Below are 17,826 nucleotides of genomic sequence, written 5' to 3'. Positions count from 1 at the left end.
CCCATGACCTCCATCGAGCTGATCGCGCTGGTCTCCGGCGCGGCGTGCGCGGCCGGGCTGGTCCTGGCGGCGGTCGCGCTGGTCGGCACCCGCCGGCCGCCCCGTTCGGCTCCGGGCGCCGGGCCGGGCCTGAGCCGGCTCTGGACCGGTTCCGGCGCGAGCCGGCAGGACCGGCGCCGCCACCGGCTCCTGCTCGGTGCGGCCGTGGTCGTCGGCGCGCTGGCCTTCCTGCTCACCGGGCTGCCGGTGGTCGGTCTGCTGGTGGCGCTGGCGGTGCCCGGGGTGCCGTGGCTGTTCGCGGTCGGCCGGGCCGAGCAGCGGGCCATCGCCCGCATCGAGGCCGTCGGCGAGTGGACCCGGCGGCTCAAGGACATCTCCGGCACCGGGCAGGGTCTCCAGCAGGCCATCATCGGCACGATCGCCACCGCGCCGGAGGAGATCCAGGACGAGGTACGCACCCTGGCAGCCCGCCTCCAGGCCGGCTGGCTGGCGAAGTCGGCTCTGCTCGCCTTCGCCGACGAGATCGCCGACCCGGTCTGCGACCAGGTGGTCGCAGCGCTGATCCTGCACCTCACCGACCGGGGTGAGCGCCTCGGCGACGTGCTCGGCTCGATCGCCACCGCCGCGTCGGCCGAGGTGGCCACCCGGCGGGAGGTCGAGGCGAAGCGGACCCAGCCCCGGTTCGCCGTCCGCTTCCTCACCGGAATGACCCTGGCCACGCTCGCGTACGGGCTGGTCAACAGCGACTACGTCCGTCCCTACGGGACGGTCTTCGGGCAGCTGGTCATGGGGGCGCTCGGGGCGGCCTTCGTCGGGCTGCTGGTCTGGGTGCGGTCGATGAGCCAGCCGCCCCGCCCGGCGCGCTTCCTGCCGGAGCCCGACCCGGAGGAGGCGATCGCATGATCCTGAACTGGCAGCTGGCCGTCGCCGTCCTCGGCGGGGTGGCCGTGGGGCTGGGCCTGTTCCTGGTGGTGCGCGAGGCGCTGCCGGCCACCCCCGCGCTCGGTCCGGCGCTGCGCCGGCTGCACCAGCCACCCGGCCAGGCCGCGGTCGCCGGGAGGGGGCCGGACTGGCTCGGCGGGGTCTCCCGCTGGCTGCGTCCGCCGCACCGGCAGCTCGCGCTGCTCGACCGGACCCCCGAGCAGTACGCCCTGTCCGTGCTGCTCTCCGCGCTGGTCGGGTTCGCCACCCCGGTGGTCGCCTCGGCCGTGCTCTTCCTGGGCGGGGTGGGGCTGCCGGTGGTCGTACCGGTGCTCGGCAGCCTGGGGCTGGCCCTGGTGGCCGGCCTGCTCGCGCACCGCGCGGTGCTGGCCAGGGCGGACGCCGCACGGGACGAGTTCCGCCAGGCGGTCTGCACCTACCTGGACCTGGTGGCGTTGCAGCTCTCCGCCGCGCACGGACCGGTGCAGTCGCTGGAGCGCGCGGCGGCGGTCTGCGACGGCTGGGTGTTCGACCGGATCCGGGAGGCGCTGCGGATCGCCCAGCTCCAGATGCACTCCCCCTGGGACGAGCTCCAGGAGCTGGCCGACCGGATCGGCATCCCGGAGCTGGGCGACGTAGGGGCCATCATGCGCTCCTCCGGCAGCGAGGGCGCGCAGGTGCACGAGACCCTGCGCAGCCGCGCCGACTCGCTGCGCGACCAGATCCGCACCGACAACCTGGCCCGCGCCGAGGGGGTGACCAGCCGGCTGGACATCCCCGGCTCGCTGCTGGTCTTCGTCCTGCTCGGCTTCGCCGTCTACCCGTTCCTCGCCCGCCTGTGAACCGACCCCGAGAAGGAGACGACCGTGCACCTCTACACCTATCTCTACGCCGCGGTGAGCAGCCGCCTGGCCGAGCTGCGGCGGGACGGCGAGCGGGGCGACAGCCCCGTGCCGACCGCCGTGATCATCTTCGGCCTGGTCGCGGTGGCCATGGCGGTCACCGCGCTCGCCCTGGCCAAGGCCAACAACTGGATGAACGCCATCCCCAACAACACGGCGCCGCAGGCCCCGTGATGCCCCGCCCCGCCCGTACGGACCGGAGCCGGCCGGCAGCCGCCGGCCGGCCCACCGGCCGCTGCGGCCCGGGGCGGATCACCGGCGTCCTCCGCGGACGGCTCGCCGCGGGCGGGTCCGAGCGGGGAGCCAACCCGGTCGAGCTGGCGGTGGTGATGCCGGCGATCCTCGTGCTGCTCTTCGCCTCGATCCAGCTCGCCGTCTGGTTCGTCGCCCGGTCCACCGCCCTCAACGCGGCGCAGAGCGGGGTGAACGCCCAGCGCGGGCTCGACGCCCCGGCTGGCGCCGGCCGGGACCGGGCCACCACCTTCCTGCGCGCCGCCGGGGACTGGCTCGTCGACTGGCAGAACCCCGGCCCCGCCTGCGAGATCGTCGCCACCGGCGGAACCCCCACCGAGGTCACCTGCACGGTCAGCGGGCGCTCCCTGTCGGTGATCCCGGGCATCGACTTCCCGGTCCGGCAGACCGCCCACGGCACCGCCGAACGCTGGACGACGGGGTGAGGCGGATGGCGCGGGACCGGGGTTCCGTCTCGATCGAGGTGGCGGTGCTGGCCCCCGCCTTCATCGGGTTGATGGTGCTGGCCGGGGTGGCCGGCCGGACGGCCGTCGCCGACGAGGCCGTGGAGTCGGCCGCGCACGACGCGGCCCGGGCCGCTTCCATCGCCCGCGACGCGCGCACCGGCGAGTCCGACGCCACCGACGCCGCGCGACGCCAGCTCGACTGGTGGGGCCTGCGCTGCACGGCACCACCGGCACTGGCCTTCGAGGGCTCGGTGGGCGGCACGGAAACCAGTTTCGGGGCGGCGTACCGCGGGGCACCGGGGGTGCCGGCCACCGTCACGGTCACCGTGACCTGCACGGTCTCGTTCGACGATCTGCGGGCACGCGGGCTGCCCCTGGCGCTCGGCGGCAAAACCGTCTCGGCGAGCTTCACGTCCCCGCTGGACACCTACCGGAGCCGCGCATGACCGGGCGGCGGGCGGCGGAGAGCGGCCGGGTGAGCCTCTTCCTGGCCGTGGCGATGACCGGCGTACTCGTGATCATCAGCCTCGCGTACGACGGCGCCGGGCAGCTCCGCTCGTTGCAGCGCGCGGACAACCTGGCCGCCGAGGCGGCCCGAAGCGGCGGCCAGATGATCGACCGGGCCCGCGCCATCGAGGGCGGCCCGAAACAGATCGACGAGGTGGCGGCCCGGGACGCCGTCGCGGCCTACCTGAGCGCCGCCGGCGGGGTCCGCGACCACGACGTCAGCTTCCCGGTGGTCGCCGGGGAGCGGCAGATCCACGTACGCGTCCGCATCACCTACCGCCGGGACCTGCTCGGTCTCTTCGGCTTCCGGAACACCGCCACCGTCACCGGTGAGGCCACCGCGCGGGCGCTCACCGGAGCCCCGTAGGAAGGGAAGGCAGCCATGGGTGCGTCGCCACGTTCGGCCGTCCGGCGGACCGGTCAGGTCCTCACCGGGCTCGGTGCTCTCGTCGTGCTCTGCGCGGTGCTGGCCGGTGGGCCGATCGCCCTGCTGGCGTTCGCCGGCAACCCCCTCCCCGACCACCTGCCCACCCTGGCCGAGGTGGGCACCGCCCTGACCAGCCGCGACGACGGGCAGCTCTTCCTGCGGGCGCTGGCCGTGGTGGGCTGGTTCGGCTGGGCGACGTTCGCGTTCTCCGTACTCGTGGAACTGCTCGCGGCGGCGCTGCGCCGGCCGGCGCCCCGGCTGCCCGGGATGCGCCGCCAACAACGGGTCGCGGCCGCGCTGGTCGGTTCGGTGGCGCTGATCCTGGCGGCCAGCCCGGCCGCGGCGAGCGCCGCCACCCTGGCCGCACCGCACCCGGTCGCCGCGGCGCCGGCCGTGGTCGGCCCGCAGGCGATGGTCGCCGCGCAGGGCGTGGGCGCCCCGCCGGCCCGGACCGCCTCGGTGACCACCGACCCGGCGGTGTACCGGGTGGCGAAGGGCGACTACCTGGGCGAGGTGGCCGAGCGCTACCTGGACGACTTCGACGGCTACCGCGAGGTGGCCCGGCTCAACCGGCTCGCCGACCCGGACCGGATCCGCCCGGGGCAACTGATCAAGCTGCCCGAGCGGGCCGTGGACGCCGGAGCCCGCCGGCACGCCACCGGCCGGCTCGTGGTCACTCCGGCCGGCCAGTCGCGCCCGGCTCCCGGCTCGGCGGCGACGCCGGGCGGTGGCGCGTCCTCGACGACGCCGAAGGGCAGGCCCTCCCCGCGACCGTCCGCACGGGACACCACCCCCACGGTGGAGGCGCCCACCGGGCCCGCCATGTCGGCGGGCGCCTCCCGGGCCACCCCCGAGGACGGCATCAACCGTCCACTGGCCATCTCGGCGGTCCTGGCCGTGGCGAGCATCGTGGGCGCCCAGATCGGCGCGGTCCTCGGCCTGCGCCGCCGCCCGGCGACCCGGACGACGGTCCGCGACCTCGTAGTGGGCCGCCACCGCAGGGGCTGACGCCGGTCCTCGTCAGGGGAGTCGGGCCTCCAGGCGGCCGTTGACCACGCGGGTGGGCAGGACGACCTGGTCGTTGCCGGACGGGCCGTGGACGACCTCGCCGCCGTTGAGGCGGAAGGTGCTGCCGTGCCAGGGACAGACCACGCAGGCGTGGCCGTCGATCTCCTGCACCTCGCCCTCGCCGAGCGGGCCGCTCTGGTGCGGGCAGCGCTCCAGCATCACGGTGACGTCGTCGCCGTGCCGGTAGAGGATCACCGAGACGTCGTCGATCTCCCGGGTGAGGAGCTGGCGCTGCGGCAGGCTCGACATGTCGCCGAGCGGGTGCCAGCCCTCGCTGACCAGGTGCAGCTCGGAGATGCTCTGGCTGACCTGGGCGCCCTGCTTGTACGCGAGGTGCCCGCCCAGGTACGCGCCGGCGCTCGCCGCCGACAGCCCCAGGTAGGCCAGCGCCCGGCCCATGTTGTGCCGCCCGTTCAACCGGGCCGCCAGGGAGCCGGCGTAGAGGGTCACGCCGATGGTGTTCGCGGCGGCGTGCACGAGGCCGATCCGGCGCTGGTCACGGGACAGGGCCGCCCAGTCGTTGAGCCCGGCCACCGCCGCCGGCAGGGCGCTGAGCGTGCCGACCCCGACCAGCGCGGTCGCCGCCCGGCGCTGACCGGGCATCAGGTCCACGACGGCGGCCGAGATCCAGGCGCCGACCGGCACCTGCACCATGGCCGGGTGCAGCGGGTGGCCCAGCCAGACGCCGTGCAGGAAGTCGCGGACCCGCTGGGGGCGCAGGGTGCCCTGGACGGCGCGCTGCAACCGGTCACCCACCCGGTCGAGCCCCGAGGCCTGTTCGAGTTTCGTCAATAGTTCGCGCACGTGGTCCGACTTCCCGGCCGGAGACGTCCCAAACCGGGCGGCGACGACGGATCACCCCATCGGGTGGCTCGGGTCAGGCGGGTGGGGCGAGCTCGCGCAGCACCTGGTTGAGGCGGTCGATGCGGGACTGGGCCTCGGTGCGCAGCCGCTCGGCGAGCGCGTCCCAGTCCGCAGGGGTCGGTGCCTGTCCCGGTGGCAGCGCCGCGAGTGCCCCGCCCACCTCGGCCAGCGTGAGCCCGACCCGCTGGCACGCCTCGATCATCGCCAGCCGGCACATCACGTCGCTGTGGTAACGGCGCTGGTTACCGGCCGTGCGATCGCTGCTGAGGAGGCCCTGCGCCTCGTAGAACCGGATCGCCGACACGGAGACGCCGCTGCGCTGCGCGACCTGACCGATCGTGAGACCCGGCTCGTGCCAGTCGAAGGACGTGTCCTGCTTCACGCCCCGAGTATGCCCACCGGGAGTTGACCTCAACAATTGTTGAGGTTCTACGGTCGGCCCATCGAGTTCACGAGAATTCCTGGAGGCGACGATGATTCTGGTGACCGGCGCGACGGGCAACGTCGGGCGGCGCGTGGTCGAGCGGCTGGCCGGTGCCGGCCACGGCGTACGGGCCGTCACCCGCGATCCGGCCCGCGCGAGCCTGCCGGCGGGTGTGGAGGCGGTGGCCGCCGACCTGGCCGATCCGGAGACGCTGCGCCCGCACCTGGACGGCGTCCGGGCCGTGTTCCTCATCTGGCCGTTCGTCGATCCCGCCACGACGGCGCAGCTTGCCCCGCGCGTCGCCGCCGTGCTCGCCGACGCCGGGTCACCCCGGGTGGTGTACGTGTCGGCAGCCACGGCCGAGGCCGACCCGAACTCGTTCTGGGCCCTGGTGGAACGCGCCGTCGTCGCGGCCGGCCTGCCCTGGACGATGCTGCGTCCCACCGGAATCGCCACGAACGCGCTGGCCTGGGCCGAGTCGATCCGCTCGGAGGGCGTGGTGCGCTGGCCGTACGGCGCGGCGGCCCGGTCGATGGTCCACGAGGACGACATCGCGGCCGTGGCGGTGGAGGCGCTGACCACGGACCGGCACGACGGGCAGACCTACGTGCTCAGTGGCCCGCAGACGGTCACCCAGGCGGAGCAGGTGCGCATCATCGGTGCGGCGATCGGCCGCGACGTGCGGTGGCAGGACGTGCCCGCCGAGGCGGTACGCCCCATGCTGGCCGCCGCCATGGGCAGCGCCGCGTTCGCGGACGCGGCGCTGACCGGCTGGGCCGCCATGGCGGAGACTCCGGAGCAGGTGACCGGCGACGTGGCGGCGGTGCTGGGGCGGCCCGCGCGGACGTTCGCCCACTGGGCCGCCGACCACGCGGCCGACTTCGCCTGAGCCGCCGGGAAACCACTCGCGGCCGGTGCCGTCGCCGTCCATTGTTGTGCGGGTGTACGCACACGCCTCCCGTACCCCCTCGGCCGCACCGGCGGCCCGGCTCGTCGCGGCGCTGGGCCGGCCCGAGGCCGTGCCCCCGCCGCTGCTGATGCTGCTCGGCATGGTCTCCACCCAGGTCGGCGCGGCGGTGGCCAAGCAGCTCTTCACCGCCACCAGCCCCGGGGGTACGACGACCCTCCGGCTCGGCCTCGGCGCGCTGGTGCTGCTCACGGTCACCCGCCCGACCCGCTGGCCGGGCTGGCGGGCGGCCGGCCTGATCGTGGCGTTCGGGATGGCCATGGCCGCCATGAACCTCGCCTTCTACGCCGCGCTCCAGCGGGTGCCGCTCGGGGTGGCCGTCACCGTCGGGTTCGCCGGCCCGCTGGTCGTCTCGCTGCTGGGCAGCCGCCGCGTGGTCGACGTGCTCTGGGCACTGCTGGCCGGCACCGGGGTGCTGCTCCTGGCCGGGCTCGGCGGCGTCGGCGTCGACCCCTTCGGGCTGCTGCTCTGCGGGCTCATCGCGGTCGGCTGGGCCGGTTACGTGCTCCTCGGCAAGGCCATGAGCAACCACCTGCCGGGCACCCGGGGGCTGGCGCTGGGGATGGCGGTGGGCGCGGTCTGCGTACTCCCGTTCGGGGTCGCGTCCGGCGGCGCCGAGCTGCTCGACCCCCGGATCGTGGCGCTCGGGCTGGGGGTGGCGCTGCTGTCGTCGGTGCTGCCCTACTCGGCGGAGCTGGCCGCGCTGCGCCGGATGCCGGCGCGCGTCTTCGCGGTGCTGCTGAGCCTGGAGCCGGCGGTCGCCGCGGTGGTCGGCACGTTGCTGCTGGGCGAGCTGCTGGCCTGGCCGCAGCTGGCCGGCGTGGCGTGCGTGGTGGGCGCGGCCCTCGGCGCCACCCTGGCCCGCCGGGCTGAGGAATAGCGGCGAGCTGGCGTGGCGGGTGACGTCGAGGGCATGCTGACCCGATGGGGGTACGCGTCGAGCACGCCGGTCCGGTGACCACGGTGATCCTGGACCGGCCGGAGGCCCGTAACGCCGTCGACGGCCCGACCGCCCGGACCCTGGCCGACGCCTTCCGCGCCTTCGAGGCCGACCCGGACGCGGCGGTCGCCGTGCTCTGGGGCGCGGGCGGCACGTTCTGCGCGGGCGCCGATCTCAAGGCCATCGGTACGCCGCGCGGCAACCGGGTCGAGCCCGAGGGCGACGGCCCGATGGGCCCCACGCGGATGCGCCTGTCGAAGCCGGTGCTCGCCGCCATCTCCGGGTACGCCGTGGCCGGCGGCCTGGAGCTGGCGCTCTGGTGCGACCTGCGGGTCGCCGAGTCGGACGCCACGCTCGGCGTGTTCTGCCGGCGCTGGGGCGTGCCGCTGATCGACGGCGGCACCGTGCGGCTGCCCCGGCTCATCGGCGAGAGCCGGGCCCTGGACCTGATCCTCACCGGCCGCCCGGTGCCCGCCGACGAGGCGTACGCGATGGGTCTGGTGAACCGGGTGGTCGCGCCGGGTGCGGCCCGGGCGGAGGCCGAGCGGCTGGCCGCCGAGATCGCCCGGCATCCGCAGACCTGCCTGCGCAACGACCGGGCGGCGGTGCTGTCGGGTGCCGGGCTGCCCGAGCCGGAGGCGATGGCCACCGAACTGGCCTTCGGGATGGAGTCGCTGGTCACCGACGGCATGCACGGCGCGAACCGGTTCACCGCCGGCGCGGGCCGGCACGGCGCGCCGGCCGACTGAGGGTCACTTCAGGTTGCGCAGGGCGTCCTCGATGGCGCGGTGGAAGGTCGGGTACGCGTAGATCATGTGCCGGAGCTGGCTGACCGGGACGGCCGCGTGCACCGCCACGACCAGCGCGGAGAGCACCTCGCCGCCGGCCGGCCCGGCGGAGGTGGCGCCGACCAGCACGCCCTGGTCGGCGTCGGCGATCAGCTTGATGAACCCCGCGTTGCCGGCCTTGTGGATCCATCCGCGCGTCGACGAGGTCAGGTCGGTGTAGCCGACCTGGACGTTGATGCCGCGGGCGCGGGCCTGCTGCTCGGTGAGGCCGACCGCGCCCACCTCGGGGTCGGTGAAGGTGACCCGCGGCAGCGCGCGGTAGTCGGCGACCGGCACGCTGCCCGGCGCGACGGTCGAGCCGCCCGCGCTCATCGACCCGCCGACCGCGCTGACCACGCCCGCCGCCCCGCCCATCACGCTGGCGGTGCCGCTGGCGTCCGGCCCGCCCTTCATCCGCCGCACGTGGTCGAGGACGTCGGCGACGACGATGCCCGCCTGGTACATGGCGATGTGGGTGAACGCGCCCTCGCCCGTGAGGTCGCCGACCGCCCAGATCCCCTCGGCGGCGTGCATCCGCTCGTTGACCGGCAGGTAGCGCTGCGTGCAGTCGATGCCGACCGAGTCCAGGCCCAACTCCTCCAGGTGGGCCTTGCGGCCGGTCACCACCAGCAGCTTCTCCCCGCTGAACGCGCGGTCGCCGGCGTGGAGGGTGAAGCTCATGCCGTCGTGCGCGACGCGCTCGGCCCGGACCCCGGTGTGGATCTCCACCCCGTCGGCGCGCAGCGCGGCGGCGGCGATCTCGGAGGCTTCCGGCTCCTCGACGGCGAGCACCCGGTCGGCCGCCTCGACCACGGTCACCCGGACCCCGAACCGGGCGAAGACCTGGGCCAGCTCCAGCCCGATGGCGCCGCCGCCCAGCACCAGCAGCGATGCGGGCAGCTCCTCGACCTCGATGGCCTGGTGGTTGGTCCAGTACGGGGTGTCGGCCAGCCCGTCGATCGGCGGGACCGAGGGGCGGGTGCCGGTGCCGAGGACGATGCCGTACCGGGCCTCGAACACCTGGTCGCCGACGTGGACCCGGTTCGGGCCGTCGAGCCGCCCGCTGCCCCGGACGAACCGGCCGCCCTTGCCGGTGAACCGGTCCACCGCGACCTTGTCGTCCCAGGTGTCGGTGGCCTCCTCGCGGATCCGCTTGGCGACCGGCGCCCAGTCGGGGCGTACCTCGGCGCTGCCGGCCAGCCCGTCGACCCGGCGTGCCTCGGCGAGCGCGTTGGCCGCCCGGATCATCATCTTGCTCGGGATGCAGCCCCAGTAGGGACACTCGCCGCCCACCAGGTCCCGCTCGATGCCGACCACGGTGAGGCCGGCCTCGGCGAGCCGCCCGGCCACCTCCTCACCGCCGACTCCGAGCCCGACCACGACCACGTCCACCAGTTCCGGCTCCGCCATCCCGCCAGCATTCCGCACCGCCGGGCCGGCGGCCACCGCGTCGGGCCGGAATTCCCGCGCCGGTGATCATCGCCACCGCCTACGGTGGCCGCATGCAGGAACGCTTCGCCCCGGTCCGGGACTGCTTCCACGACCTGTTCGCCACCGGCCGGGAGACCGGCGCCGCGCTGGCCGTCTGGTACGACGGCGCGCCGGTGCTCGACCTGATGGGCGGCACCCGTGCCGCCGTCCCGCCCGGCGTTGCCGTACCGGCCGTGGGGGCCGAGGCGCCGTGGCGGCCGGACACGCTGGTGAACGTCTACTCGGTGGGCAAGCCGGTGGTCGCGCTCTGCCTCCTGCTGCTCGTCGACCGGGGCCGGGTGGACCTCGACGCGCCGGTGTCGGCGTACTGGCCCGAATTCCGCGCGCCGGCCACCGTGCGGCAGGTGCTCGCCCACACCGCCGGGCTGCCCGCGTTCCCGGTGCCCCGGCCCGCCGCGGTGATCGCCGACTGGGGGCTGCTCTGCGCCGACCTGGCCGCCGCCGACCCCGAGTGGGCGCCGGGCAGCGTCGCGGGCGAGCACGCCTGGACGTACGGGCACCTCGTCGGCGAGCTGGTCCGCCGGGTGGACGGGCGGCCGGTGGGGCGGTTCCTGGCCGAGGAGATCGCCGGGCCGTGGCGCCTCGACCTGGCCTTCGGTCTCGACGCGGCGGACCAGCGGCGCTGCGCCGACCTGTCGTACGCCGATCCGGGCTGGCCGGTGCGGATGCTGGGCGAGCCGGGGTCGCTGCGCGCCCGGGCCGTGGGGAACCCGGCGGGCGGCCTGGACGTGGCGGTGATGAACGGCCCGCTCTGGCGGGGCACGGAGTTCCCCGCCGTGAACCTGCACGCCACCGCGTCCGCCCTGGCCCGCCTCTACGCGGGCCTGCTCGCCGGCGGCACCCTCGACGGGGTACGCCGGTTCAGCCCCGACCTGGTCGCCGAGGCGACCCGGGTGCAGTACGACGGGCCGGACCTGGTGCTGGACCGGCGGGCGTCGTGGACGTTGGGCATGCAGTGGGAGCCGGACGGGAGCTGGGGCATGGGCGGGATCGGCGGCAGCAGCGCCTGGGCCGACCCGGAACGCGGCTACACCTTCGCGTACGCGACCGCCCGGCTGGCCGACCACGACCGGGTGGAGGAACTGGTCGAGGCGCTGCACTCCTGCCTCTGACGGGAGGCGGACCGGCGGGTGTGCGCCCTCAGCGCAGCCAGACCGGGTCGGCGCCCGGAACCTCCAGCGGCTGCGGATAGTCCAGTGCCTCGCGCACCGGCACCGGCAGCCGCCACGGCTGGTGCACCGCCTTCCCCTCGATCGAGGCCAGCTCCGGCACGTACCGCCGGACGTACGTGCCGTCGGGGTCGTAGCGCTCGGCCTGCCGGACCGGGTTGAAGCCGCGGTGCGGCCGGGCGTCGTTGCCGGTGCCGGCCACCCACTGCCAGTTGCCCGAGTTGTCGGCCAGGTCGCCGTCGAGCAGCCAGCGGAAGAACACCGCCACCCCGGACCGCCAGTCCAGCCGCAGGTGCCTGGTCAGGTAGCCGGCGGTGATGAGCCGGGCGCGGTTGTGCATCCAACCCTCGGCGCGCAACTGCCGCATGCCCGCGTCCACGATCGGCATCCCGGTACGCCCCTCGGTCCAGGCGTCCAGTGCGGGCTGGTCGTACCGCCAGTCCTCCTGCGCCCCGCGCCGGTAGGCCCGGGAGGAGAGGTCGGGGAAGGCGGCGGTCACCTGGTGGTAGAAGTCCCGCCAGCAGAGCTGCCGGACGAACGGGCCGCTCCGGTCCCCGGCGCGGTTCGCCACCGCCAGTGGCGAGAGGCAGCCGAAGCGCAGGTACGGGCTGAGCCGGGAGGTGTCGTCGCCGGCCATGTCGTCGTGGATGTCGTCGTAGCGCCCCAGCGCCGGCAGCCACTCGGTGAGGCGGCGCCGGGCCGCGGTCTCCCCGCCGGCGGCCGCGTCCGGGGACTCACCCCCGGGCGGGTCGGGCAACCGGCCCGGATCGACGCCGCCAGGGAGCCGTACCCGTTCCGGGGCGGCCAGTTCGTCCCGCGGCTTCGTCCCCTGCCAGGCGCGGAAGTAGGGGCTGAACACCCGGTAGTGGTCCCCGCCCGCGGGGCGCAGGTCGCCCGGCCCGACGATCGTGAGGCCGGGGAAGAGCCGCAGGAACATCCGGTGCCGCTCACACTCCTCGCGCAGCCGGCGCTCGCGACGCCGGGCGTACCGGCTGACGTCGGCGGAGAGGCCGATCCCCTCGGCGCCGACGGCGCGGGCGAGCCGGACCGTCTCGGCCACCGGGTCACCCCGACGGACCACCAGGTCGCCGCCGCGCCGCCGGAGCGCCTCGCGCAGGTCGGCCAGGCTCTGGTGCAGGAACCGGGTGCGGTTCGGCGAGAGCCGTTGCAGTGCCGGGTCGAGCACGTACAGCGGCACCACCCGGTCGAAGGCCGAACAGGCCGACGCCAGCGCCGGGTGGTCGTGTACCCGCAGGTCACGGGTGAGGAGCACGACCGCCGTGCGGTCGCTCACGCGGCCACAGCGGGCCGGAGCACCGGGCCGGGAACCCGCACGGGCGCGCCGGCCGAGGTGACCAGCGCCTGCGCGGCCACCGCCATCCGCCGCCGCCCGGGTACGCGGGCCCGCCGGGTGAACACATCGAAGTCCTGGGCGGCCACCTCGTCGAGGATCCCGCCGTAGAGCGCGTACGCGGTGCGCATGCAGGCCTGGGAGGCCGGGGCGAGCAGCGGGATGCCCGGCGCGGCGGCCGCGTAGTGGGCCTGGGCGCGGGTCACCTCGTACTCGATCAGCTCGCGGATCCGCGGGGTGGCCCGGCCGGCGGCCCGGGCCGCGATCAGGTCGTCCCGGGTGACGCCGAAGGCAGCCAGATCCTCGTCGGGAAGGTAGGTCCGTCCCCGGTCCAGGTCCTCGGCGACGTCCCGGATGAAGTTGGTGAGCTGGAAGGCGAAGCCGAGCTGGCGCGCCGGCTCCCGGGCGGCGGCCGGGTCGGAGCTGCCCAGGATCGGCAGCATCATGGTGCCGATGACCGCCGCGGACCCCTCCATGTAGTCGAGCAGGTGGTCGTAGGTCGGGTACGCCAGGACCGTCAGGTCCATCGTCATGCTGCGCAGGAACGAGGCGAAGTCGTCGCGGTCCAGGTCGAAGACGGCGATGGTGTGGAGGACGGCGGGGAGCAGCGGGTCGTCGACCGGCTCACCGTGCAGGCCGGCGACGAACCGGGCGGACCACTCCGCCAGCCGGGCGGCGCGCTCGGCCGGAGGAAGCTCCTCGGTGCGGTCGACGATCTCGTCGGCGTAGCGCGTGAAGCCGTAAAGGGCGTGCACGTGTCGCCGTTTCCAGGCGGGCAGCAGCCGGGTGGCGAGATAGTAGGTGCGGCCGTGGCGTCGGTGCAGCTCCCGACAGCGCTCGTAGGCAGCGGTGAGATCCGTGTCCACCGGCCCTCCCTCGGATTCGACGCAGCAATCGACGCAACTCGCACTCTAGGGTACGCTCGCCCGCATGGCCAACGACGCAGTTGCCTCTAGTCCGCCCCGCTTCGTCGCGCCGGCGCAGACCGGGGAGACCGACGATCCGGTCCGTGACGTCCTGGCCGCATTCACCAACGACCTGGTCACGGCGGTCGACGAGACCCTGGCCGCGTTCCTGGCCACCGAGGTCGAGGCGCTCGCCGAGATCGACGCGGCGATGGGCGGGTTCGCCGAGACGGCCCGCGACTGCGCGCTGGCCCCCGGCAAGCGGGTCCGGCCGACCTTCGCGTACTGGGGCTGGCGCGGTGTCGTGGGCGTCGACGCGCCGCTGCCGTCGGTGCTGCCGGCACTCGCCGCGCTCGAACTGCTGCACACCTTCGCGCTGGTGCACGACGACGTGATGGACGCCTCCGACACCCGGCGCGGCCGCCCCACCGCGCACCGGGCCGCCGCCGCGCGGCACCGGTCGGCCGGGCACACCGGCGACCCGGAGCGCTACGGCGAGGCCGTCGCTGTGCTCATCGGCGACCTCTGCCTGGTCTGGGCCGACCGGCTGATGGCACACGCCGCCGTGCCGCCGGCCCGGCTGCTCGACGTGCGCCGTTGCTACGACCAGATGCGGGTGGAGACCGTCGCCGGGCAGTTCCTCGACGTGCTCGGCGAGCACGACGCGGCGAACTGGTCGGTCGACCGGGCGCTGCGGGTGGCCCGCTACAAGACGGCCGGCTACACCGTCCAGCGGCCACTGCTCTTCGGTGCCGCCCTGGCCGGCGCCGAGGCGGACACGCCGCTGATCGCCGCCTACACCCGCTACGGGCTGGCCGTCGGCGAGGCGTTCCAGCTGCGCGACGACCTGCTCGGTGTCTACGGCGACCCGGCCACCACCGGCAAGCCGGCCGGTGACGACCTGCGGACCGGCAAGCCCACCGTGCTGCTGATGCTGGCCCGGCAGCTCGCCACTCCGGCCCAGCGCCGCGCCCTGGAACGGGCCGGCACGGTGACCGGGGCCGGCGAGGTGGCGCGGCTTGCTGACCTGGTCCGCGACACCGGGGCGGCGGCCCGGGTGGAACGGATGATCGCCGAGCGGGTGACCGAGGCACAGGTGGCGCTGGACGGCGCGCCCATCGAGGGCACCGCGCGGACCGCGCTGACCGGCCTGGCCACCGCCGCCACGACGCGGCGGGCATGATGGGCAACTTCGTGAACAGGAGGGCCGGAATGCGGACCGTGAGCGGGCGTACCGACCGCGTGGTGGTCGTCGGCGCCGGGCTGGGCGGGCTGGCCTGCGCGCTGCACCTCGCCGGCAGCGGCCGGCAGGTGACCGTGCTGGAACGCGAGCCCGTGCCGGGCGGGCGCGCCGGCCGGCTCGGCGTCGACGGCTACGAGTTCGACACCGGCCCGACCGTGCTCACCATGCCCGACCTGATCGCCGAGGCGCTCGGCGCGGTCGGCGAGGAGCTGAGCGACTGGCTCGACCTGACCCCGCTCGACCCGGCCTACCGGGCGTACTACCCGGACGGGTCGACGCTGGACGTCATCAGCGACACCACCCGGATGGCGGCCGAGATCGCCCGGGTGTGCGGGCCCCGCGAGGCCGACGGCTACCTGCGCTTCGTCGACTTCGCGCGGGACCTGTGGCGCTGGGAGCGGGCGGACTTCATCGAGCGGAACCTGGACGCGCCGACCGACCTGATCACCGGCAACCTGCTCAAACTGCTGGCCAACGGTGCGTTCCGGCGACTCCAGACCAAGATCAACCAGTTCTTCCGCGACCCGCGTACCCAGCGGATCTTCTCCTTCCAGGCCATGTACGCCGGCCTCGCGCCGCACGACGCGCTGGCCATCTACGCGGTCATCGCGTACCTCGACTCGGTGGCCGGGGTGTGCTTCCCGCGCGGCGGCATCCACGCGGTCTCGCGCGGGATGGCCGGCGCGGCCGAGAAGCACGGCGTGCAGATCCGGTACGGCACCACGGTGACCCGGGTGGAGACGGCGCACGGCCGGGCCACCGGCGTCGTCACCGCCGACGGCGAGTTCGTCCCGGCGGACGCCGTGGTGCTCAACCCCGACCTGCCGGTCGCCTACCGGGACCTGCTGCCGCCGAGCCGGCAGCGCAAGCTCACCTACTCGCCCTCCTGCGTGGTGCTGCACGTCGGATCGACGCAGGGCTACCGCCGGATCGCCCACCACAACATCCACTTCGGGCGGTCCTGGAAGGGCACGTTCGACGAGGTGATCCGGCGCGGCGAGCTGATGAGCGACCCGTCGCTGCTGGTGACGAACCCGAGCCGCACCGACCCGTCGGTGGCCCCGGCGGGGAGGCACACCTACTACGTGCTCGCCCCGGTGCCCAACCTCGACCGGGCACCCCTGCACTGGCCGGGTGACCTGACCCGCCGCTACGCCGACCAGCTCGTGGCGACGCTCGAGGAGCGGGGCTACGTCGGCTTCGGCGACGGCATCGAGGTGCTGCGCGCCGTGACCCCAGCCGACTGGGCGGCGCAGGGCATGGCCGCCGGCACCCCGTTCGCCGCGGCGCACAGCCTCTTCCAGACCGGCCCGTTCCGCCCGCCGAACCTGCACCGCACGCTGGGCAACGTGGTCTTCGTGGGCTCCGGCACCCAGCCCGGCGTGGGCGTGCCGATGGTCCTCATCAGCGGCAAGCTCGCGGCCGCCCGCATCACCGGCGGCATGCGGTGAGCGCGAGGAGTGCAGCGGAGCGGAGCCCCGCGGTCGCGAACGAAAGGTTGGCACGGTGACGGCCCGGGAGAAGCACCTCGTCGAGCTGGTGGACGACGGCGGGCGCGTGCTCGGCGAGACCACCGTGGCCGCCGCCCACCAGCCGCCCGGCCGGCTGCACCGGGCCTTCTCGGTGCTGCTGGTCGACCCGCACGGGCGGATCCTGCTCCAGCAGCGCGCCGCCGCGAAGACCCGGTTCCCGCTGCGCTGGGCCAACGCCTGCTGCGGCCACCCCCTGCCCGGCGAGTCGCTGATCGAGGCCGCCAACCGCCGGCTCGCCGAGGAACTCGGCGTCGACCCGGTCGACCTCACCGAGATCGGGGTGTACGTCTACTACGCCGAGGACCCGGCCACCGGTCGGGTCGAATTCGAGTACGACCACGTGCTGCGCGCCGACGTACCGGCCGACCTGCCCATCCGGCCCGACCCGGACGAGGTGGCCACGCTGCGCTGGGTCGACCCGCGCGAGCTGGAGACCGACCTGGATGCCGACCCCCGCGCGTACGCGCCCTGGCTCGGCGGGGTGGTGAACCGGCTGCTGCGGCCGGCCCGGCCCGCCACCGACGTGGCGCGGGCGGGCACGCCTGCCGACGATGCACCGGAGCGGTCGGGTGGCCGATGAGGCGCTGAGCGCGGGAGCCGTCGCGCGGCGGCTGGGGGTCGCCGTCACCACGCTGCGCACCTGGCACCAGCGCTACGGCCTCGGCCCGAGCGAGCACGTGCCGGGACACCACCGGCGCTACACGCCGGCCGACCTCGCGCGCCTGGAGATCATGCGACGGCTCACCGCCGAGGGCGTCACCCCCGCCGAGGCCGCCCGCTGGGCCCAGCAGGCGCCGGCCGTCCTCCCGCCCGAGCGGCTCGGGCCGCGGCGCCGGGTCTCGGCGGCCCGGGACGGCGGCGGAACGACGATCCCGGTCGGCCGGGCCGGGCCGGTGGCGCGTGGCGTGGCCCGCGCCGCCATGCGGCTGGACGCGGTGGCGATCGGCGAGACGGTCGCGCACGCCCTGACCACCGACGGCGTGGTGCCGACCTGGGACGGGCTGCTCCGGCCCGTGCTCGCCGGCATCGGCGAACGGCACGCCGCCACCGGCGAGTTCATCGAGGTGGAGCACCTCATGTCCCGGTGCGTCTCCGAGGCGTTCGCCGCCGTGGCCCGGGCGCACCCGGCCGCGGGGCCGGCCCGGATGCTGCTCGCCTGCGCCGATGAGGAACAACACACGCTGCCGCTGGAGGCGCTGGCCGCCGCCCTGGCCGAGGCCGGGGTGGGCTACCGCATGCTGGGTGCCCGGGTGCCGGTGGCCGCGCTGCTGGAGGCGGTCGACCGGACCGGGCCGGCGGCCGTGGTGCTCTGGTCGCACACCCGGCTCACGGCCGATCCGGCGCAGCTCACCGCGGTGCTCGCCGCTCCGCGCCGCCCGTTGCTGGTGCTCGCGGCCGGGCCGGGCTGGCGAGCCGACACGCTCCCGGCCGGGGTGGTCCGCCCGGTGCACCTCGGCGAGGCGGTTTCACTGGCCGTGGCCGTACGCGACTCCCTGGACCAGTCGACAGCGGGCTGAAGGGCCCTCCCGATTCGGCGCGGCGTCCACTACGGTCGGAAAGTCCGCCCAACCCGACCCCTCTCGGGAGCGA

General features: G+C 75.3%; 20 protein-coding genes. 15 read left to right on the top strand and 5 right to left on the bottom strand.

The features are described 5' to 3' along the window. Positions 1-3 precede the first annotated feature (3 nt). The 7 genes from GCE86_RS26810 to GCE86_RS26780 are packed head-to-tail and all read left to right on the top strand — an operon-like array spanning position 4 to position 4,463. A complete protein-coding gene (locus tag GCE86_RS26810; protein WP_154229472.1) occupies positions 4-903 on the top strand; it encodes a type II secretion system F family protein in 900 nt (299 codons plus the stop codon). After that, entirely contained in the window at positions 903-1,763 is an 861-nt protein-coding gene (locus GCE86_RS26805; RefSeq protein WP_420846450.1) for a type II secretion system F family protein, read from the top strand. Before GCE86_RS26810 ends, GCE86_RS26805 begins: the two co-directional genes overlap by 1 nt. Before the next feature lie 24 nt (positions 1,764-1,787). Then, the gene (locus tag GCE86_RS26800; RefSeq protein WP_154229470.1) at positions 1,788-1,997 is read left to right on the top strand and encodes a hypothetical protein; all 210 of its coding nucleotides are present in this window, start codon (positions 1,788-1,790) and stop codon (positions 1,995-1,997) included. Further along, a complete protein-coding gene (locus GCE86_RS26795; RefSeq protein ID WP_154229469.1) occupies positions 1,997-2,500 on the top strand; it encodes a TadE/TadG family type IV pilus assembly protein in 504 nt (167 codons plus the stop codon). Before GCE86_RS26800 ends, GCE86_RS26795 begins: the two co-directional genes overlap by 1 nt. A 5-nt stretch (positions 2,501-2,505) precedes the next feature. Then, positions 2,506-2,967 carry a TadE/TadG family type IV pilus assembly protein gene (locus GCE86_RS26790; protein WP_154229468.1) on the top strand — a complete coding sequence of 154 codons (462 nt, stop codon included), beginning with the start codon at positions 2,506-2,508 and terminating at the stop codon, positions 2,965-2,967. Further along, positions 2,964-3,395 (top strand): hypothetical protein, encoded by a 432-nt coding sequence (locus GCE86_RS26785; RefSeq protein WP_154229467.1) that lies wholly within the window; start codon positions 2,964-2,966, stop codon positions 3,393-3,395. The genes GCE86_RS26790 and GCE86_RS26785 overlap by 4 nt, the downstream gene beginning before the upstream one ends. A gap of 15 nt (positions 3,396-3,410) precedes the next feature. Further along, positions 3,411-4,463, top strand: coding sequence for a LysM peptidoglycan-binding domain-containing protein (locus GCE86_RS26780; RefSeq protein WP_154229466.1), 1,053 nt, complete (start codon positions 3,411-3,413; stop codon positions 4,461-4,463). Between the two features lie 12 nt (positions 4,464-4,475). Here the strand turns inward: GCE86_RS26780 and GCE86_RS26775 are convergent, their stop codons facing one another. Both GCE86_RS26775 and soxR read right to left on the bottom strand, forming a co-directional pair. Further along, complete coding sequence (locus tag GCE86_RS26775; RefSeq protein ID WP_154229465.1) at positions 4,476-5,327, bottom strand: Rieske (2Fe-2S) protein; 852 nt, start codon at positions 5,325-5,327, stop codon at positions 4,476-4,478. 73 nt (positions 5,328-5,400) lie between these two features. Next, positions 5,401-5,769: a redox-sensitive transcriptional activator SoxR gene (gene soxR, locus GCE86_RS26770; RefSeq protein ID WP_163636701.1), complete on the bottom strand. Its 369-nt coding sequence runs from the start codon at positions 5,767-5,769 to the stop codon at positions 5,401-5,403. A 91-nt stretch (positions 5,770-5,860) separates the two neighbouring features. Here soxR and GCE86_RS26765 point away from each other — a divergent pair, with 91 nt between their 5' ends. The 3 genes from GCE86_RS26765 to GCE86_RS26755 are packed head-to-tail and all read left to right on the top strand — an operon-like array spanning position 5,861 to position 8,467. Continuing rightward, positions 5,861-6,700 carry an SDR family oxidoreductase gene (locus tag GCE86_RS26765; RefSeq protein ID WP_154229463.1) on the top strand — a complete coding sequence of 280 codons (840 nt, stop codon included), beginning with the start codon at positions 5,861-5,863 and terminating at the stop codon, positions 6,698-6,700. Between the two features lie 52 nt (positions 6,701-6,752). Further along, positions 6,753-7,658 carry an EamA family transporter gene (locus tag GCE86_RS26760; RefSeq protein WP_204341656.1) on the top strand — a complete coding sequence of 302 codons (906 nt, stop codon included), beginning with the start codon at positions 6,753-6,755 and terminating at the stop codon, positions 7,656-7,658. Positions 7,659-7,702: 44 nt separating this feature from the next. Further along, positions 7,703-8,467 (top strand): crotonase/enoyl-CoA hydratase family protein, encoded by a 765-nt coding sequence (locus GCE86_RS26755; protein ID WP_154229462.1) that lies wholly within the window; start codon positions 7,703-7,705, stop codon positions 8,465-8,467. Positions 8,468-8,470: 3 nt separating this feature from the next. On the opposite strand, the gene GCE86_RS26750 is transcribed toward GCE86_RS26755, so the two are convergent. Continuing rightward, positions 8,471-9,955, bottom strand: a complete 1,485-nt coding sequence (locus GCE86_RS26750; protein WP_154229461.1) for a dihydrolipoyl dehydrogenase family protein — start codon at positions 9,953-9,955, stop codon at positions 8,471-8,473. A 92-nt stretch (positions 9,956-10,047) separates the two neighbouring features. On the opposite strand from GCE86_RS26750, the gene GCE86_RS26745 reads away from it, so the two are divergent. Then, a complete protein-coding gene (locus tag GCE86_RS26745) occupies positions 10,048-11,148 on the top strand; it encodes a serine hydrolase domain-containing protein (protein ID WP_154229460.1) in 1,101 nt (366 codons plus the stop codon). A gap of 28 nt (positions 11,149-11,176) precedes the next feature. Here GCE86_RS26745 and GCE86_RS26740 read toward each other — a convergent pair whose 3' ends face one another. After that, the gene (locus GCE86_RS26740; protein WP_154229459.1) at positions 11,177-12,499 is read right to left on the bottom strand and encodes a cryptochrome/photolyase family protein; all 1,323 of its coding nucleotides are present in this window, start codon (positions 12,497-12,499) and stop codon (positions 11,177-11,179) included. Beyond that, positions 12,496-13,422 (bottom strand): phytoene/squalene synthase family protein, encoded by a 927-nt coding sequence (locus GCE86_RS26735; protein WP_154229458.1) that lies wholly within the window; start codon positions 13,420-13,422, stop codon positions 12,496-12,498. Before GCE86_RS26735 ends, GCE86_RS26740 begins: the two co-directional genes overlap by 4 nt. Positions 13,423-13,486: 64 nt before the next feature. On the opposite strand from GCE86_RS26735, the gene GCE86_RS26730 reads away from it, so the two are divergent. The 4 genes from GCE86_RS26730 to GCE86_RS26715 are packed head-to-tail and all read left to right on the top strand — an operon-like array spanning position 13,487 to position 17,753. Beyond that, on the top strand, positions 13,487-14,644 hold the full coding sequence (locus tag GCE86_RS26730) for a polyprenyl synthetase family protein (RefSeq protein ID WP_154229457.1): 1,158 nt from the start codon (positions 13,487-13,489) through the stop codon (positions 14,642-14,644). A 29-nt stretch (positions 14,645-14,673) separates the two neighbouring features. Beyond that, entirely contained in the window at positions 14,674-16,155 is a 1,482-nt protein-coding gene (gene crtI / locus GCE86_RS26725; RefSeq protein ID WP_204341655.1) for a phytoene desaturase family protein, read from the top strand. 55 nt (positions 16,156-16,210) lie between these two features. Then, a complete protein-coding gene (gene idi / locus GCE86_RS26720; protein WP_154229455.1) occupies positions 16,211-16,816 on the top strand; it encodes an isopentenyl-diphosphate Delta-isomerase in 606 nt (201 codons plus the stop codon). Further along, positions 16,806-17,753, top strand: coding sequence for a MerR family transcriptional regulator (locus tag GCE86_RS26715; protein WP_154229454.1), 948 nt, complete (start codon positions 16,806-16,808; stop codon positions 17,751-17,753). The genes idi and GCE86_RS26715 overlap by 11 nt, the downstream gene beginning before the upstream one ends. The last annotated feature ends 73 nt before the right edge of the window (positions 17,754-17,826 follow it).

The organism is Micromonospora terminaliae (assembly GCF_009671205.1).
Classification (GTDB): Bacteria; Actinomycetota; Actinomycetes; order Mycobacteriales; family Micromonosporaceae; genus Micromonospora; species Micromonospora terminaliae.
This window is presented reverse-complemented; position numbering and strand designations above follow the sequence as displayed.

Excerpts from the sequence above, each read along its gene's own strand:
- GCE86_RS26810 (WP_154229472.1), top strand. The coding sequence starts at position 4 with ATGACCTCCATCGAGCTGATCGCGCTGGTCTCCGGCGCGGCGTGCGCG.
- GCE86_RS26795 (WP_154229469.1), top strand. The coding sequence starts at position 1,997 with ATGCCCCGCCCCGCCCGTACGGACCGGAGCCGGCCGGCAGCCGCCGGC.
- GCE86_RS26790 (WP_154229468.1), top strand. The coding sequence starts at position 2,506 with ATGGCGCGGGACCGGGGTTCCGTCTCGATCGAGGTGGCGGTGCTGGCC.
- GCE86_RS26785 (WP_154229467.1), top strand. The coding sequence starts at position 2,964 with ATGACCGGGCGGCGGGCGGCGGAGAGCGGCCGGGTGAGCCTCTTCCTG.
- GCE86_RS26780 (WP_154229466.1), top strand. The coding sequence starts at position 3,411 with ATGGGTGCGTCGCCACGTTCGGCCGTCCGGCGGACCGGTCAGGTCCTC.
- GCE86_RS26765 (WP_154229463.1), top strand. The coding sequence starts at position 5,861 with ATGATTCTGGTGACCGGCGCGACGGGCAACGTCGGGCGGCGCGTGGTC.
- GCE86_RS26755 (WP_154229462.1), top strand. The coding sequence starts at position 7,703 with ATGGGGGTACGCGTCGAGCACGCCGGTCCGGTGACCACGGTGATCCTG.
- GCE86_RS26750 (WP_154229461.1), bottom strand. The coding sequence starts at position 9,955 with ATGGCGGAGCCGGAACTGGTGGACGTGGTCGTGGTCGGGCTCGGAGTC.
- GCE86_RS26745 (WP_154229460.1), top strand. The coding sequence starts at position 10,048 with ATGCAGGAACGCTTCGCCCCGGTCCGGGACTGCTTCCACGACCTGTTC.
- GCE86_RS26730 (WP_154229457.1), top strand. The coding sequence starts at position 13,487 with ATGGCCAACGACGCAGTTGCCTCTAGTCCGCCCCGCTTCGTCGCGCCG.
- crtI (WP_204341655.1), top strand. The coding sequence starts at position 14,674 with ATGCGGACCGTGAGCGGGCGTACCGACCGCGTGGTGGTCGTCGGCGCC.